This window comes from Herpetosiphon giganteus (assembly GCF_016907925.1).
Classification (GTDB): Bacteria; Chloroflexota; Chloroflexia; order Chloroflexales; family Herpetosiphonaceae; genus Herpetosiphon; species Herpetosiphon giganteus.
In genome coordinates, this window is record NZ_JAFBCZ010000043.1 from 25,905 (window position 1) to 43,217 (window position 17,313).

Consider the following 17,313-nt stretch of genomic DNA (forward strand, 5'->3'; position numbering starts at 1 on the left):
CTATGGGCGTAGCATTCGTTGAAGTTCGTGATCATAAATCTGGCCCAATGGAATGAGGAAGGTGCCTTGCTGGGCATTCCAAGCGATCATAGCACGTTCTGTCAACACAATAATATAGCCATCAATCCCATTTTGATCAACACGTTGATTGGGAATGTTGCGCAGCACATACTGTTGCATCGTTGCTTGCGACAGCCAGATTTCTTGGGTCAAAACGTTGCCAAATACCGCAAGAAAATGTTGCTCAGAGCCAAAACTTGCAATAACCCACTCGCGAATACCATTAACCAAAACAGTCTTTTCCCATGGGCGAATGGTTCCGGTGGGCAAGATTCCTGCTGCTTCCAAATCGTAGCCCATCCGCGTGCCCAATAAAGCGAGGGTAATTGGCCCAGCCTCAACCCGTTCATAATGAACATAGGTTCCTGGTAAAACAACTTTGGTTAGCTGTTGATCGTGCCAGCGAAAGGGTTGGCCAAGCACTTCGCCCCATTGCAGATAGTCGCGGCCAAAGGCCTTGCGCGCAGCGTTCAAATACGGCCCGCCAAGCCGATTCGCCACATAGGGCGCGGTTCGGGTAGCAAATTGATACCGCTGATGATCAACGATGCTGCCCGCTTCAGCACTGACCACAATCACGCTATTAAACCCCCGCAACCAGTCTGCAAAGGTATCCAGCGTAAGCGCAAATGGATAACCAACTAAACCATCAAGAATAATGACTTGCTGCGGCGTATTTGGGTCGACAAAGACTGCGACCTCGTGATAGGGATAGAGCATCGTAACGGTTTCATTGGTTTCGGGAACAACAATGTTCCGTGCATTGCGCCTATACTCACGGGGGGTAATCCAAGCATGGGCGAATGAAGCATGTGGATTTTTCAGCAGCTGATCAACGATACTTTGGGCGAAACTATAATCACGCTGATCTGGTTCGGCCATGAGCAGCAGTGCGTTATAGCCAAGCGCTTGATAGACTCCAATAAAGGCAGCGGCGGCAGCACCAAGATTATCGATCGAGAAGCGCTGATCTGAGCCATTTGGGCCTTTTAAGGTATAAAAACCTTCATAATAATCGCGTGGGCTTTGGGAAATCATGGTGCGTGCAGTCGCATAGGCTGCGTCACCAGCTCCCCCAATATTTTGAATGCCATTTCTGAGCGCAATAAAATCACAATTACTATCGTTGCCTTGCAATCGAATATCATATGTTTGCTGCATTGCCGATGGCGCTATACCAGGTGGTTGAAAGGTCGGGCCATAAATCGCTTGGCGTTTCACAAGGCTCAGATCGTTCAATTGAGCGGAATCAGGTTGTGGTGTTGCAGAAATATTCATGGTAATGGCAAGCCAGCAGATCAAGAATGCAGAAAATCGCATGAACATTGCACCCTCCTAGCGTAGTGATTCCAAAGCTCAGATCAGCAATGGAGAGTAATGCAGCACAGCGCTGAATCAAGCAGCAGCTACCTTCAGCACTGTGCTGCGAGCACTATTTACTGGCGAGCAAACACTTGAGTCCAATAGTGAAAATATGGGCCATTAGCACATGTGCCATCATCAAAGCAAATATTGCCTTGATCGTTGGCTTGATAGTAGTAGCCAATCCCGGTTTGGGTAAAGTTGCAGTTTAAAATATTGGCCCGATGACCAGGACTATTCATCCAACTATTAACAGCTGCCTGTGGAGAGTTATTACCAGCAGCAATATTCTCTCCCCATCTCACCCAAGGATAGCCTTGAGCAGTGATCCGTTGAGGAACAGTTGAGCCATTCGAACCAGTATGGCTAAAGAAGTTGTTAATCGCCATATCTTGGCTATGCAGCCAAGCAGCAGTTCGCAAGCGCGAATCAACCGTGAGTGCGCCACAACCAGCTTGAGCACGCTCTTGATTGACCAAGGTTAGTACTTGGGCCTCAAAATCAGCTGGATTTGGGGTTGCCGTCGGTGTACGGGTTGGCGTGCGGGTACTCGTCGCGGTTGCCGTCGGCGTGCTGGTTGGCGTGCGGGTACTCGTCGCGGTTGCCGTTGGCGGTAGGTTGGTCGCAGTTACCGTCGGCGTGCGGGTTGGCGTGCGGGTATTCGTCGCAGTTGCCGTTGGCGTGCTGGTTGGCGTGTTGGTATTCGTTGCAGTTGCCAAGGGTGTGCGAGTTGGCGTTTGGGTGTTGGTCGCGGTTGGCGTAGGGTAGACTGGTGGCTGCGAATAGCCCAAGGTAAGCGGTAGCCAAACTCCTGGTAGGACTGTGGCCGCAGGAATGATAAAGCCACCGTTCAAGGTATAGACCCCACCATTCAGCTGGCCTGCATCTGGTTGGCCGATGCTACCGCTGAGCGCATACGCCCCACCCTGCGCACTACCACCACCAGCATCGATCGAAAACCAACGCAGATCATAATTGGATGGTGCGGCGCGCAAAGAACTATAGCCAAGCAGCATTACGCCAATCAAACAGCATTTAAGCCAATGTTTCCGTAGCATAATCACAATCCTTTACATCACTAACGGCGTTCCAATTTACGCTGGAGTTCTTGCTCCAATTCCTGTGCTGGTGCCGCCGGAATATCGATGGTAGGAATGCTTGGTGGGTTCTTGATCGTGCTGCGATAGCGGGCATCAACTCCTTTGGCTGCTTGTGCAGAGCTTTCAGGAGCCAAATAGGTTCCTTGCTCGGTTAATGGCTTGGTTACTTCTACTTGCAGCGGGTTGGCAACCGCATAAGGATCATGGCGAATGCCAGTAACTTGCCATGAAACTTTACTGCCAGCGATGCCGCCAGCAATCGTAAATTGGTTTTGCTTAATTTCGGCAGCAATATATAAACCTGGGCCGGGGGCATTGAGTGCAGTAAGTTGATAGCGGAAATCGCCATTCAGCGCTTCAAACCAATCAGGCAGGTTAACCACAGCTTTGCCATCGCGGTCAAGCACGGCTACGCCATCATAAATGGTCTTCATTGCATCGCTTTCGACCGAAGCATGTTGCAAATATTGGTTTGCAGGATCAAGTGGGTGATCGATGCGGAAATTTTTAACCGCAGCATTAATTGCCCCAGTCACATTAACTGAGCCATAGAACATGCCAGCATAGCCACTTTGGCTGCTCCCAACAATCCCATTGCCACTAATCGCAATCCCTTCAACCCCGCTGCCAGTGCCTGACCCATTTTGCTGGCCCTTAACAGCGGGATTACTGCTACCAGTAAAGCCCCAAATGCTCGGATAATTACCGCCGCTTACCCCTATAATTCCACTGCCATTTTCGCTTTGGCCCCAAACTCCAGTATTATCGGTGCTAAATCCACGCATACCGCCATTCGGGCCAAAACCTTGCACCCCTACTTCTACCCCACTCACACCATTAACTCCATAATTATTTGAGCTATATCCATAAACGCCATTGCCTGAGGTGCTAAAGCCAAAAATCCCATTACTTGAGCCACTTGAACCAGAAACCCCACTACTTGAGCTACTCGAACCATAAACTCCATTACCGGTGCTACTATTGCCAGAAACCCCAGTCCCTGAGCTTGTGTTGCCAACCACACCATAACCACTGGTACTTAACCCCCAAACGCCATAGGCACCTGTTCCACCATTAGCAATCCCATGAATGCCATTACCACCAGCATGGGTTGATTCACCAACAACCCCATCATAGCCAGAGCTAAGGCCATGCACCCCAATCCCAGTGCCATTGTTGCGGCCATAGACCGCACTAGCAGATGTTGAGCTTGAGCCGGTGGTGCCATAAACCCCGTAGGTTTCATTGCTTTGGCTTGTGCCTTCGCCATAAACCCCACTTGTCGCCCCGTATCCTACTAAGCCATTGCCGGACGTGCCAAGATTACTCGCAGTAAAGATTGAATTAACTGGTTCGGCGCTACGCACAACCGCGCCTGGCTTGAGGCTCAATGCATAGGGCGCTGCTGTAATCTTCTGACGGGGATTAAGCGCGGTATAGCTGCCAGTACCTGCCGGGCAGCGAACAGCAATACCCAGCCAGCGGTCACCACCAGTAAACGCTTCGCCAAAAGGGCCACTTACGCCAGCATCAAGCTCAACACTAAACCGACCCTTTTGCACATTCACATTCAATGCTGTCTGGGTCGAGCCAAGCTGGCTGCCGCCACTGGCAACACTATAGAGACTAAATTGAAAATCACACACATTATTAATCGCAGTGCCACTGCTAACCAACTCGCCTTGATAGGTAAATGTGCCAGCATACAACGTGGATGGCCCCGCTGGATTATTCGCCGATTGAGCGGTTGTCTGTTGGGTCGTGATTCCACCAAGCACAAAAATAACGAAGCCAAGCACGCCATATCCAATCCTTGAACGCATAGCGACCTCCTCATGGTGTAGAATCATTGATGCACGAGAACCTTCCCCACTCAGATCTCACTCTAATTAGGCGCAGCCAGCACCGGAAATAGTGCTATTGCCACTAACCGAGACTGTCGAGTAACTTCCAGCTACGCCTGAATACACCACCGTTGACATTCCACCACCAAGGTTTATATATTTAATAACAGGGCTAGCCGCCAAGCGATTGAATGTCACTTGCACGCTGCCGCTCCCACCAAGACTAACCCAAGCGCCATTGCCACATGAGGCGTAAATATTGGCACTGCCTGCGGCCCAAGTTGTGGTAGGCAGCATAGCTAAAACCAATAAACCTAAGCCAACCAATCGAATCAAACTGCTTTTCATCATTCCTCCTAGAACAATAACCAAAGTTTCATAGCTAATATGATGCGAAAGGCTTAGATTTTTTCAGTCGATACATAGCTTAAATATAGTGCGCCTGTCTGGACCGACTATAACAAAATAGGCCTCGATGGCATAGGCACAATCCATGGGGAGCTTAACACTCTTCATGAGGGGCTTTGGCTGATTAAAAAGACTTGATAGCTTTTTCAAGCAGGTTTATAAAAATTTGGTGAAAGGGGGTCGGGAGTCAGGAGTCGGAGGTCAGGGGTCAGGGGTCAGGGGTCAGGAGTCGGAGGTCAGGGGTCGGGGGTCAGGGGTCAGGCTATTGGCTATGTGTACTGGTTCATAGCATTAACAACCGCCTGCTCCCCTCACCCCAACCCCGCTCCCGTGGCGCGGGCGCGGGGCTTTAATGTCATGGTTTTTGTGCAATGTATCGGTAAAACGGGGACTCCCCTCGCCCGCGTTTAGTGGGAGCGGGACTAGGGATTGGGCTATAGTCTGATGGCTATAGGCTATCGGGGATTTGTTGAAATGGCAATGGTCTGATAGCCCAAAGCCTAGAGCCAAAAGCCACATCCCCTTCGCGCGCTTCGCGTCCTTCGCGGTTTCGTCGCTTCGTGCTCTTCGTGGATCATGGATTGTGATCCACGAAGAACTCTAACCCCCAAGCTCTACCAACGCTCATGCACCAACGGACGAATGAGGCGTTCGTAAATCGCCTGCGCCTCGGCCATCGTCGCTGCATCAAGCGGCGCAAGCGCGGCAGCATCGGCGTTGGCACGCATTTGGGCTGGCGTTTTGGCCCCAGGAATCGCCGTCGTCACTGCATCGAACATTAAAATCCAGCGTAAGGCAAATTGGGCCATGCTGGCATCGATTGGCACTAAAGTGCGTAATTCCTCGACCGCTTGCAAACCAGTCGCATAATCCACGCCCGCAAAGGTTTCGCCTTGGTCGAAGGCTTCGCCATGGCGATTGTAATTGCGATGATCGTTGGCCTCGAAATTGGTAGCTGCCGTAATTTTGCCCGATAATAAGCCGCTGGCCAACGGCACCCGCGCCAAAATGCCAACTCGCTTGGCTTGCGCCGCAGCAAAAAACTGATCAATCGGCTTGTGGCGAAACAGATTGAAAATAATTTGCACGCTTTGCACATTGGGAAATTCAATTGCTGTCAGCGCTTCGTCAACTCGCTCGACGCTTACGCCGTAGTAGCGCACTTTACCAGCTCGCACCAAATCATCAAGCACTTCAAAAACTTCGGGCATGGCATAAACTTCACTTGGCGGGCAGTGGAGTTGCAGCAAATCTAGCGCTTCTGTATTGAGATTGTGCAAACTGCGTTCAACAAAGGCGGTTAAATTTTCGCGATTGTAGCCAGCAGCCGTATGCGGGTTCAAGCGTCGCCCAGCTTTGGTTGCCACAATAATCTCGCCTGGGCGTTCGCGCAGCACTTGGGCAATGAGGCGCTCAGAGTGGCCATCGCCATACACATCGGCGGTATCAATAAAATTCACGCCTGCATCAATGGCCGCATGAATCGTCGCCAGCGAGGTGGCATCGTCGGTTTTGCCCCACGCATCGCCGCCAATCGCCCACGCCCCAAAGCCGATCGATGAAATCTTCCAGCCAGTTCGGCCTAGTTCTCGATAATCCATAGAAACTCCTCGAATTGCTAGGTGTAGCTCGTGATTATTGCTCAATTCGTTGCAGCAGGTGGGTTTGCATTACGCCTTGCTGGTTCAACATGACTAAGCTCAGCTGCTCGGCACTCAAGGCATAGGTCGCGGTTTGTTGCTTGCCATCAGCGCTGGTTAAGCGCAATTCGGTCGCACTCAACACGTCGTAGCGCAGCGGCTCGCTCGCTAAGCCAGTGACCATGCCATCGGACTGAAACTCCACTACTTGGCTGGCCATTTGCCAACGCCCTTGCACCGTCGGCGCATCATTGGCAAATAAATGCCACACGCCCCAAATGAGCAAGCCAAGCACGACCAACGTCAAAACACTATAAATTGTGCGAATCGAACGCACTCGCGGCGCTAAAATTGTCATACTGACCTCGAAGTTAATCCGCTGCCATTTTAGCAGCAAGTTGCGGTTCATGATCCAGCAATTGATCCACGAAGGACACGAAGCCACACGAAGCACGGAAACCGCGAAGGGCGCGAAGAACACGAAGGACGTTTTTTAGCCACAGATTGACACAGATTATTATTTTTCATCGCCCATAGCCCACAGCTCATCGCCCCCGATTACTTATTAATTCACTTTAGCGGCTTGGAACAAATACTTTAGCCTGCACGTTCTTGCTAGAACTAGGCTAGCTTACAAGGAGCAATCGATGAGTAGATTTGGATGGATATTGATTTTAATCCTAACGTCTGGATGCAGCATTAACGCAGCGAGTAATGCTCCAACACCGATTCCAACCCACACCGCAACCGTCTCTTCCGACTGGATTAGTATTAATATGATCGGTTATGAGCTAACGTGCTTGAATGATCCAACAGTATCGATTCAAACCGCTGATGGTTGGAAACAGGTAGAATATTTTATTATGCAACCTCATTATCTTGATGGTCAATTTGAATGGGTTGCCGCAATGTGCGATTATGTTGTATGCAACCGAATATCTGAACAGAGCATTCGTTTACCGCTCTATGAGTACATTGGCCAGCGTTCATACTTGCTTGATCGTGAAGGCGCAATCCATATGATTCCAGCCTACAAGACAGTTCTCCCGCCTCAAACCCTTAGCTTGAGCGGAAGCTATTTTCTTGACCAAGATTGTACCCAACAGCAAACTTATAGCACAACTATCGATCTCTCAAAGTAAATACGATCCTTAATTAATAATCTACGAAGGATACGAAGCCACACGAAGAACGGAAACCGCGAAGGGCGCGAAGAGTGCGAAGGACGTTTTTTCGCCACAGATTGGTACAGATTGGATTGATCCCCTCACCCCCTAGCCCTCTCTCGCGCCCGCGAGGCGAGGGGGAACCGCGCGGTTAGTGCTCCCCCTCTCCCGCGTTCAGTGGGAGCAGGGCTGGGGGTGAGGGAATGAACCTGCTAGCCCAAAGCCTCATCTGCTCTTCACCGCTGCGGTAACATTTCCTGATCCCTATTTGTGCCCTTCGTGCTCTTCGTGGTTAAGACAGCTTTTTGCCTTTTGCCTTTTGCCTTTTGCCTTTTGCCTTTTGCTTTTTGCCTTTTGCTTTTTGCCTTTTGCTTTTTGCCTTTTGCCTTCTGACTTCTGACTTCTGACTTTGCTCTATGCTCTATGTTCTTTTTGCCTTCTCCATGCTTCTCGCGTACAATAGTGCTACTTTTTCCGCTGTGTGTGAGGGTAGAACCAATGCTGTCGATTAAGCCGAATCATAAGGCGGTGCGCGAATATTATGCCAGTTTGCGCAGTTTGGCCGAGGCCCGTGCCCAACACGAGGGCGCAGTTGCTCCGGCCTTTGCGGCTTTGCTCCGCGCTTGCGCTAGCCAGATGGGCTGGACATTGGTCGAACAGTATTCAATCCGCTTGAAAAAAAACTCGATTCGCACCGACGGCGCGTTGCTCGATAGTTTTACCCTGATTCGCGGTGTGTGGGAAGCCAAAGATAGTAGCGACGATTTGGCCACCGAGGTGCGCAAAAAGTTCGCCGCTGGCTATCCCGCCGATAATATTCTGTTTCAGGCTCCGCAACGGATTATCCTCTGGCAAGACCAACGCCAAGTGCTCGATGTGGATATTAGTCAGCCTGAGGCCTTGATCGATGCGCTGCTGCTGTTTTTCAATTATCAACCACCCCAATATCTGCAATGGGATCACGCGGTGGTCGAGTTTCGCGAGCGCGTGCCCGAATTGGCCCAAGGCGTGTTGCGCCTGATCGAACGCGAAATTAACGAGAAGAATCAGCGTTTTATCGCTGCCCTCGATCGCTTTATGGCCTTGGTGCGCGAGGCCATCAATCCCAATATTTCAATCTCGGCGGTCGAGGAGATGTTGATTCAGCACTTGTTGACTGAACGCATTTTTCGCAAGGTGTTTAATAATCCCGATTTTGTCAATCGCAATGTGATTGCCCGCGAAATTGAAACGGTGATTCAGGCATTAACTTCGCGTTCGTTCAATCGTAACGATTTTCTGCGCGAACTCGACCGTTTTTATGGCGCAATCGAAACAACCGCCGCCACGATTGAGAATTTTAGCCATAAGCAAGATTTCTTGAACACGGTTTACGAGAATTTCTTCCAAGGTTTTTCGATTAAGGTTGCCGATACTCACGGCATTGTCTACACGCCGCAGCCGATTGTCGATTTTATGGTGCGCTCGGTCGAGGAATTGTTGCGCCGCGAATTCAATACCTCGCTCGGCAACCCCGGCGTGCATGTGCTCGACCCGTTTGTCGGCACTGGCAACTTTTTGCTGCGCGTGATGCACGAAATTCCGCTGACGAAGTTGCGCCAAAAATATGCCGACGAATTGCACTGCAACGAGGTGATGTTGCTGCCCTACTACATCGCGTCGATGAATATTGAGCATTTGTATTATGAATTGACCAAAAGTTACGCCGAATTCAATGGCATTTGTTTGGTCGATACCTTTGAATTGGCCCAAGTTGGCGCAGGCCAGCAATTGGGCATGTTTGTGGCCGAAAACACCGAGCGCGTGCTGAAACAGCAACAACAAGATATTTTTGTGATTATCGGCAATCCGCCCTACAATGCTCGCCAAGTTAACGAGAATGATAATAATAAAAATCGCAAGTATGAAATTATCGATCAGCGCGTTGCCATGACCTATAGCCGCGATTCACAAGCAACCAACAAAAATGCCTTATCAGATCCCTATGTCAAAGCTTTTCGCTGGGCTGCTGATCGGATAACCCGTAATGGTGATGAGGGTATTGTCGCCTTTGTCACCAATGGCAGTTTTATTGATGATTTATCGTTTGATGGAATGCGCAAACATTTGGCTCAAGATTTTGATGCAATTTATGTGCTAGATCTTGGCGGCAATGTACGCAAAAACCCTAAACTTTCTGGCACAACCCACAATGTTTTTGGAATTCAAGTTGGGGTCAGTATTATCTTTTTGATAAAAAAACGTGGCTCAAGTAAAGCAACCAATGCAACAATCTGGTATGCGCGAACTGGCGAAATGTGGAAAAAACAAGAGAAATTTGATTTGCTCAATCAATCGGAAACTATCTCGAAGATTGAATGGAAAGAAATAAAACCAAATCAAGGACATACATGGCTTACAACAGATCTTCAAGATGATTTTGATACGTTTCTTCCAATGGGAAACAAAGATTCAAAACAAGGAAATAATAATTCTGCAATCTTTACAATGTATAGTAGAGGATTGGAAACAGCTCGTGACAGTTGGACATACAATTTTCATCGATCTGAATTAGAACAAAATATTCGAAAAACTATTGATTCTTACAATAGTGAGCGAATACGCTGGCTAACCAGAAGTAATAGAAATATTGAACTTGATACATTTTTAATAAATGACGAGAAGTTAATTAAGTGGAGTAGTAGCCTTAAAAGCTATTTACAACAAAATAAGCCAATTATTTTTAATCAAAATCATATTAGGAATGCTATTTACCGGCCATTTTCAAAACAATATACTTACTTTGATGACAATCTCAACCATCGTAGAGGTCGTTTTCAGTATATCATTCCTAATGCTAGCACGATAGAAAATCGCGTGATCTGCGTTGTTAATGAAGCGCAAATTCCATTCTCAGCTCAAATGACGAATGTGATTCCTTGTTTGCACTATGGCGGGCGGCAAACCCAATGCTTCCCATATTATGTCTACGACGAAGATGGCAGCAACCAGCGCGAAAACATCAGCGATTGGGCGCTAGCGCACTTCCGCAGCCAGCTTGGCGAGCAAAGCATCAGCAAATGGGACATCTTTTATTATGTTTATGGGCTGCTGCATGCGCCGCAATATCGCGAACGCTACGCCGCCAATTTGCGCCGCGAACTGCCGCGGATCCCAATTGTGGGCTTGGCCGATTTTCAGGCCTTTGCCAAAGCTGGGCGCGAGCTAGCCGAGCTACACATCAACTACGAAAGCCAGCCAGAATACCCATTGCAATGGCTCGAAAACCGCGACGAGCCGCTGAATTGGCGGGTTGAAAGCATGAAACTCAGCAAAGATCGCACGAGTTTGCGCTACAATAATTTTCTGAGCTTGGCTGGCATTCCGGCCCAAGCCTTCGAATACAAGCTGGGCAATCGCTCGGCCCTTGATTGGGTGATTGACCAATATCGAGTTAGCACCGATGCGCGCTCTGGCATTAGCAACGATCCCAATCGCCACGACGATCCCGAGTATATTGTGCGCCTGATTGGCAAAATTATCACCGTCAGCCTAGAAACCGTGAAGATTGTGGCCGAGCTGAGCAGCAAGAGCATAGAGCAAGGAACATAGAGCTTTTTTAACCACGAAGGACACGAAGGGCACGAAGGGCACGAATGTTGATTTTATGGTACGAAAGGATTGCTTGGCAATGTAGGCAATTGCTCACCCCATCTTCCTTATCTACCTTCCTTCGCGTTCTTCGCGTGCTTCGCGGTTTCCGTGCTTCGCGTTCTTGGCAGTTTTGGCCTTCGTGCTCTTCGTGGATCGGTACATTGATCCCACATAAAGGAATAATAATGACCCGTCAAATACCGCGCCAGCTTGAAGCGTATCGCGATTTACTGAATGAAACCGAACTCAACCAACTGCTTGAGAGCATGAATCAGCCCTTGCCGAGTGGTTTGCGCGTCAACCCGCTCAAGGCCGATGCGGCTAGCCCCAAAGCGTGGCAACAAGCCTATGGCTGGCAGCTTGAACAAGTGCCGTTCTGCCCAACTGGCTGGCAGCTTGGCAACGAAGCCAGCAACTTAAGCCGCACGGTCGAGCATCAAATGGGCCATTACTACATTCAAGATGCAGCTTCGATGTTGCCCGTCGAGCTATTTGAATTTAAGCCCGATGCTGAGCCAAGCGTGCTCGACATGACTGCTGCGCCTGGTGGCAAAACCACCCATCTCATCTCGCAGCTTGGTGATCGCGGGCTAGTGGTGGCCAACGATAGCAATTTGCAACGCATTTCCGGCCTCAAGGGCAATCTGCAACGTTGGGGCAGCACCTCGGCGGTCATCACCAACCAACCAGGCGAGCGCATGGGCCGTTGGCTGCCAGAGCAATTTGATTATGTCTTGTTGGATGCGCCATGTAGTGGCGAGGCCCTGCGCACCAGCGAACGCCACACCAGCCGCTTAGTTTCGAGCCACGAACGCAACACCCTGCAACAACGCCAAATTAAATTGCTCGAAAGTGCGCTGCAAGCGGCTCGCCCCAACGGCCAAGTGGTCTACTCAACCTGTAGCCTTGCCCCCGAGGAAGATGAGGCCGTGCTTGATGCGCTGCTCAAGCGCTACCCTGAGCAAATCGAAATTCGGCCAATTCCGCAGCGCGTGCCAATTCACGCCCCGGGCTTATTGGCGGCAGGCGCGCAAGCATACGCTGAAGAGGTTAGCAAAGCCTTGCGCCTCTGGCCGCATCTTTATAATACGGCGGGCTTTTTCGCAGCGCTGATTGTCAAGCGCGATCAGATTGCCACGCCAAGCCTCGAGCGCCCGCAACAGACGCTTGCCAAAGCTGGCTACAAAGCCGTGACCAATGACGAGCAACAGCAGATTATCAGCAGCTTACAGAATTATGGCTTCAATTTGCCCGCGCTCCTAGCCAGCCAAGGCCTCAGTTTATGGCGCAATGGCAAGAGCATTCAGGCGATTCCTGAGCGCTGGCTGAGCAATTTCGAGCATTTCCCGTTTGTCAGTGCAGGCATTCACATTGGCAAACTATCGCGCCATGGCTTTCAGCCAGCCCACGATTTGGCCTCACGCTATGCAGCCCAATTCAGCCAGCAGCGCCTCACAATCAGCGATCAGCAGATCGACGAATGGTTGGCACGCCGCGATTTGCCAATTAAACAGCGGGCATATCCTGATGGCAGCATCGTGGTAGTCGAAGATCAACAGCAACGCTACCTTGGTTTAGGCCAAATCAACGCCAACATCCTAGAAAATTTGCTGCCGCATTGGCAATAAATAGAGGGGTCAGGGGTCAGGGGTCAGCAATCCCGAAACCGCAAAGGACGCGAAGATCACGAAGCGTGGCTAAAAGAAGCAATAATCACAATCCACAACATCCATATTAGGGGTGCAGGGGATGAAAACCCCTGCGTCTCCCGCCTTGAGGCGGGACGGAAGGGTGGTGAACGAGGAGTGAGGGGCCAACAATTCTAAACCGCAAAGGACGCGAAGAGCACGCAGGGGAGAAGGCGCTTGGCTATCAGCCAATCATCGGGGTTGGCAACAGAGGGTAGCACACCACAGGATACTGATCCCCAGCCCCTGACCCCCGACCCCTCGTACAAAAACCCCCGCGCCCACTTAATGCAGGCGCAGGGTTGAAGTTAACAAACAGAACTACTTACTTTTTGCTAACAACTAACTCAGGCCGCCCCATTTCCTTCAAGAGCCGTGGATACATCTCATACATTGGAGTAACTGCTGGCAGCAGCTTGATAATTTTGGGAATCGGGCCTTTGGCCACAATTTGGCGGCGAGTCAGGGCAGCCATCAAATTGATTGTGCCATGCCAAAATTGGTGAGCAATATCGGCCTTCATCGACATCACAACATCGGGCTTCAACCCAGCAACTTCACCCCAAACCACATCGAAAAATGCACCCTCTTGGGTTGGCTGACGATCAGCCAAAATGCTCACAATCCCTGCGGGATCGTCGTAGCGATACTGAATTGAGAGGCCAGATTGCTTGATTTTGGGCGCAATTTCAGGATCGCACTTGGCTTCATCATACAACGCACCAAGATACTTGATCAGTTCTTCTGAATCTTTGAATACCGACATGGGTGATGCTCCTCACGTATACAGGCGGTTCGGAGACGTGACGAGGGGAAAGTGCTTCGTCGCGCTTTTTGGCGATTATAAAGGCCATGCTGCACTTGCGTCAAGCCCAATTCAAGCACACTCTGCATCTATTGGGTTGAGCATTTAACCAAAAGCCGCCGATCAAGCATGATCGACGGCTAGCTTCATTAGATCATAATTTTGCAGCGTATTTAGCTGGTTTCAATGCCATGCGCACGCTCGAAGGCAATCCGTAGGCCACCAATTTGGCTACGATGTTCTGCTTCGTGCTGGCATAAATGGTGCAACACCCATTCTGGGGTCACGATATAACGCTCAAGTTCGCGTGGCCGCAGAAATTCGGCCAAACTCATCTCGTTAAAGGTTTCTAACAACAATTCACGAATTTTTGCGAGGCGGGCGCTATGGTGGGCAATAGTTTCGCCAAAGACTGGGGTCAAGAGGCCTTGCTTCGTCCGATGCGGGTGAGGCAACAGGCTGGAGGCTGGCTCGGGATAGGCATCCAGCCCAAGCACTTCGTCGTACAGCCAATCTGCTTCAATCAAGGCAACATGATAGAGCACGCTGCCAATCGTGCTATCGCAATGGGGTGGCTGCCAATCGATCATGGCTTCGCTCAATTGGGCAATTTCTTCGTTCGTTCGTCGCCGTGCATCTTCCAGCGCCCAAAGCCAGACACCGATTTCTGCAACAGGGTGAGCATGGTCAACAATTTTTTGTTCGCGCAAAGGCGTTCTCCTTAAGTAAGAATCTCCTGAAGTATGCCCAATAATCGCCAACTTTACCTCATTCTTAAGCACGATCAATCGCCGTGCATTGATTATGCATGCCCTCACCCCAACCCCTCTCCCATGCGCGGGTGAGGGGCTTTTCATGGTGTGGTTCTTGGATAATTCTTTGGGAAACAAGGTTGGCTCCCCCTCACCCGCGTTTTCGTGGGCGAGGGGGCTGGGGGGTGAGGGAATGTGCCAAACCACCACCAATTCAAACCTACCCTTGAAAGGCTGGGGAGTGAGGGAACCCTCAACCATTGCGCATCCACAATGAACAACGTAGGCTTGACAGAACCGGAGTGATGCTCCATCATGACTTATCGGTCATAAATTATGACTATCAAGTCAATAAATATGAATCCTAAGTTCAAGGACATGCAAATGGAGCAAAAAACCCCAGCAACGCCGCTGCCAATGCGTTCGCTCCGCGAGCGCCAACGGGAAGAACGAGCAGCCTTAATTCTGGAGGTTGCCCAGCAACTTTTCAGCGAAAAAGGCTATGTCGAGGCCTCGATCGATGAAATTGCCGCCCGCACTGGGATTGCCAAAGGCACAGTGTATTTACACTTTGCTAGCAAAGAAGAGCTGGTGGTGGCGCTTTTTGAACAACAATTCAATCAATTTTTGCGCCAAATTGAACAAGTATTTGCTGAAACGTTGCCAGCACGGGTGCGGCTCGAACATTTGCTGCTCGATGTCTACACCCGCATTCAAGCCCAAGGCAACCAAGTGCTGCTTGATCTCAATCCGCGGCTTGGCTTAACCACCAACGTCATCAATAAACGCCCAGACTTGGCGGCCTATAGTGCCAAAGCTATGGAATTGATCACCGCCTTGATGGCTGAAGGTCAAGCCAACGCTGAATTTGATCCATCAATCCCGACTGCAGTGCTGGTCGCGACGCTGGTCAATATGCTTGCACCCAATAGCTATGAACGCCTGCTTGCCAATGGCCAAATTAGCCCAGCAGAGTTGGCGGGCTATCTGAGTCGCTCGTTTTTCCCTAATCTTGCGAGTGCGCAAGCCTAAATCATTGCAGCAATCGAAGGAGTTTTTCTATGCCAACCGCCGTTCGTTCGGTTCCGCATCGGCGTAGCCGTTTGGCGCTCGATATTGCGCTTGAGGTCAAACGCCAAGGGACACTGCAATTTTTTGAATCAACATGGCGACGCTATGGCGATCTTGCCCATCTGCAACTTGGCTCGCAAGATATGTTTTTAATTGTGCACCCTGATCATGTTAAGCGCGTGCTGGTTGAGCAACGCGACACCTATTCGAAAAAAGCCAGCTATGAAGGTGTGCGCAAACTCTTATTGGGCGATGGCTTGGTGGCAAGCACTGGCAGCTTGTGGCGGCGGCAGCGCAAACTAATGGCTCCGTTTTTCACACCCCGCTCAATCGAAACCTATTTGCCAATTATGGTTGATGATGGGGTTTGGTTTCGCGAGCGCTGGACAGCAGCCGCCAAACAGGGCCAGCCGCTCGATATTTTGACCGAAATGTCGGTGCTGACGGCATCGATTATTCTCAAAAGTATGTTTAGCCTCGAAGCCGATGAAACAATTGCGTGGGTCAAGCATGCCGTCGAAACCATGATTGGTTTTGCTTCAATCCGCCAAATGAACCCGTTGCATGCGCCACTCTGGATGCCAACACCCAAAAATCGCGCCTACTTGGAGGCTCGCAAACGAGTTCACGATTATATTCAGGGCATCATCGTTGAGCGCCAACGCCAAGCACCAGAGCACTGGCCCAACGATTTGCTCACCCGCATGATGCAAGCCCGCGATGAAGAAACCGGCGAGCCAATGTCAACAATCTTGTTGCGCGATGAAGCAATTACGGTCTTTTTCGCAGGCCACGAAACCACTGCCCGCACATTGTCGTTCCTGTGGTATGCCTTGGCCAATAATCCCGCGGTTGCTGAGCGCATGCAGGCCGAAATTGATAGCGTGCTTGGCGATAATCCACCAACGCTGGAGCTGCTCAAGCAATTGCCCTACACCTTGCAAGTTATCAAAGAAACCTTGCGGCTCTATCCTGCTGCGCCGATGTATGCCCGCGATGCAGTTGCAACCGATGAATTTGCTGGCATCAAGGTGCCGATTGGTTCACGAATGACCGTCATGCCCTATCTGACCCATCGCCATCCCGATTTCTGGGATGATCCGCTGCGCTTTGACCCTGATCGTTGGTTGCCAGAGCGCGAAGCTCAGCGCCATCCCTTTGCGTATCATCCATTCGCCGCAGGCCAACGGATTTGCATCGGCAATAATTTCTCGTTATTTGAATCGCATGTGATTGTAGCCATGCTGGCCCGCCATTTTGCCTTGCGCAACGTCCCTGGCCACAGCCCCCAAATTTGGATGGACGGCACGCTCGGCTCACGCAATGGCTTGCCAATGTTCATCACCCAACGCTAGAATGCTGGGGTTTCGGGATGGGAGAGTGATTTGGACTACAAGGGTCGGTTGTTAAGATCCCCTCACCCCAATCCCTCTCCCGTGCGCGGGCGAGGAGCTTTTTGAATGGCGGTTTTATCAATGATGGTCGGTTCTCCAATCGTGCTCCCCCTCGCCCGCGTTCAAATGATGGTCGGTTCTCCAATCGTGCTCCCCTCGCCCGGGTTCAGCGGTTTTATCCATGATGGTCGGTTCTCCAATCGTGCTCCCCCTCGCCCACGTTCAGTGGGAGAGTGATTTGGACTACAAGGGTCGGTTGTTAAGATCCCCTCACCCCAACCCCTCTCCCGTGCGCGGGTTTAAGGGCGGACAGGTTGAGGAATAGCTATCAATAGATGTTAGGCCATTTCCAAGCCCAGTCGTCTGCCCCGCATCACCGTCGTTGCCCAG

The 17,313-nt window shown here is 50.6% G+C and carries 13 protein-coding genes; 5 read left to right on the top strand and 8 right to left on the bottom strand.

Features of this window, described 5'->3' with window-relative positions:
- From JOD20_RS24500 to JOD20_RS24525, 6 genes are all read right to left on the bottom strand, one after another.
- Positions 1-1,380 (bottom strand): hypothetical protein, encoded by a 1,380-nt coding sequence (locus tag JOD20_RS24500; protein WP_204757804.1) that lies wholly within the window; start codon positions 1,378-1,380, stop codon positions 1-3.
- 116 nt (positions 1,381-1,496) lie between these two features.
- Positions 1,497-2,480: a CAP domain-containing protein gene (locus JOD20_RS24505; RefSeq protein ID WP_204757805.1), complete on the bottom strand. Its 984-nt coding sequence runs from the start codon at positions 2,478-2,480 to the stop codon at positions 1,497-1,499.
- 20 nt (positions 2,481-2,500) lie between these two features.
- Positions 2,501-4,345: a hypothetical protein gene (locus tag JOD20_RS24510; RefSeq protein WP_204757806.1), complete on the bottom strand. Its 1,845-nt coding sequence runs from the start codon at positions 4,343-4,345 to the stop codon at positions 2,501-2,503.
- Between the two features lie 66 nt (positions 4,346-4,411).
- Positions 4,412-4,717, bottom strand: coding sequence for a hypothetical protein (locus tag JOD20_RS24515; RefSeq protein ID WP_204757807.1), 306 nt, complete (start codon positions 4,715-4,717; stop codon positions 4,412-4,414).
- Positions 4,718-5,388: 671 nt separating this feature from the next.
- Complete coding sequence (locus JOD20_RS24520; protein ID WP_204757808.1) at positions 5,389-6,375, bottom strand: aldo/keto reductase; 987 nt, start codon at positions 6,373-6,375, stop codon at positions 5,389-5,391.
- A 34-nt stretch (positions 6,376-6,409) separates the two neighbouring features.
- Entirely contained in the window at positions 6,410-6,823 is a 414-nt protein-coding gene (locus JOD20_RS24525) for a hypothetical protein (RefSeq protein ID WP_204757809.1), read from the bottom strand.
- A 238-nt stretch (positions 6,824-7,061) separates the two neighbouring features.
- Between JOD20_RS24525 and JOD20_RS24530 the strand changes: the two genes are divergently transcribed.
- From JOD20_RS24530 to JOD20_RS24540, 3 genes are all read left to right on the top strand, one after another.
- Positions 7,062-7,556, top strand: a complete 495-nt coding sequence (locus JOD20_RS24530; protein WP_204757810.1) for a hypothetical protein — start codon at positions 7,062-7,064, stop codon at positions 7,554-7,556.
- Positions 7,557-8,078: 522 nt separating this feature from the next.
- Complete coding sequence (locus tag JOD20_RS24535; protein WP_204757811.1) at positions 8,079-11,171, top strand: type ISP restriction/modification enzyme; 3,093 nt, start codon at positions 8,079-8,081, stop codon at positions 11,169-11,171.
- Positions 11,172-11,398: 227 nt separating this feature from the next.
- The gene (locus tag JOD20_RS24540; protein WP_204757812.1) at positions 11,399-12,841 is read left to right on the top strand and encodes an NOL1/NOP2/sun family putative RNA methylase; all 1,443 of its coding nucleotides are present in this window, start codon (positions 11,399-11,401) and stop codon (positions 12,839-12,841) included.
- A gap of 385 nt (positions 12,842-13,226) precedes the next feature.
- On the opposite strand, the gene JOD20_RS24545 is transcribed toward JOD20_RS24540, so the two are convergent.
- Together JOD20_RS24545 and JOD20_RS24550 are read right to left on the bottom strand one after the other, a co-directional pair.
- The gene (locus JOD20_RS24545) at positions 13,227-13,667 is read right to left on the bottom strand and encodes a hypothetical protein (RefSeq protein WP_054533264.1); all 441 of its coding nucleotides are present in this window, start codon (positions 13,665-13,667) and stop codon (positions 13,227-13,229) included.
- A gap of 212 nt (positions 13,668-13,879) precedes the next feature.
- Complete coding sequence (locus tag JOD20_RS24550; protein WP_204757813.1) at positions 13,880-14,416, bottom strand: DinB family protein; 537 nt, start codon at positions 14,414-14,416, stop codon at positions 13,880-13,882.
- 426 nt (positions 14,417-14,842) lie between these two features.
- Here JOD20_RS24550 and JOD20_RS24555 point away from each other — a divergent pair, with 426 nt between their 5' ends.
- Together JOD20_RS24555 and JOD20_RS24560 are read left to right on the top strand one after the other, a co-directional pair.
- The gene (locus JOD20_RS24555) at positions 14,843-15,490 is read left to right on the top strand and encodes a TetR/AcrR family transcriptional regulator (protein WP_204757814.1); all 648 of its coding nucleotides are present in this window, start codon (positions 14,843-14,845) and stop codon (positions 15,488-15,490) included.
- A 29-nt stretch (positions 15,491-15,519) separates the two neighbouring features.
- The gene (locus JOD20_RS24560) at positions 15,520-16,884 is read left to right on the top strand and encodes a cytochrome P450 (protein WP_204757815.1); all 1,365 of its coding nucleotides are present in this window, start codon (positions 15,520-15,522) and stop codon (positions 16,882-16,884) included.
- Positions 16,885-17,313 lie beyond the last annotated feature (429 nt).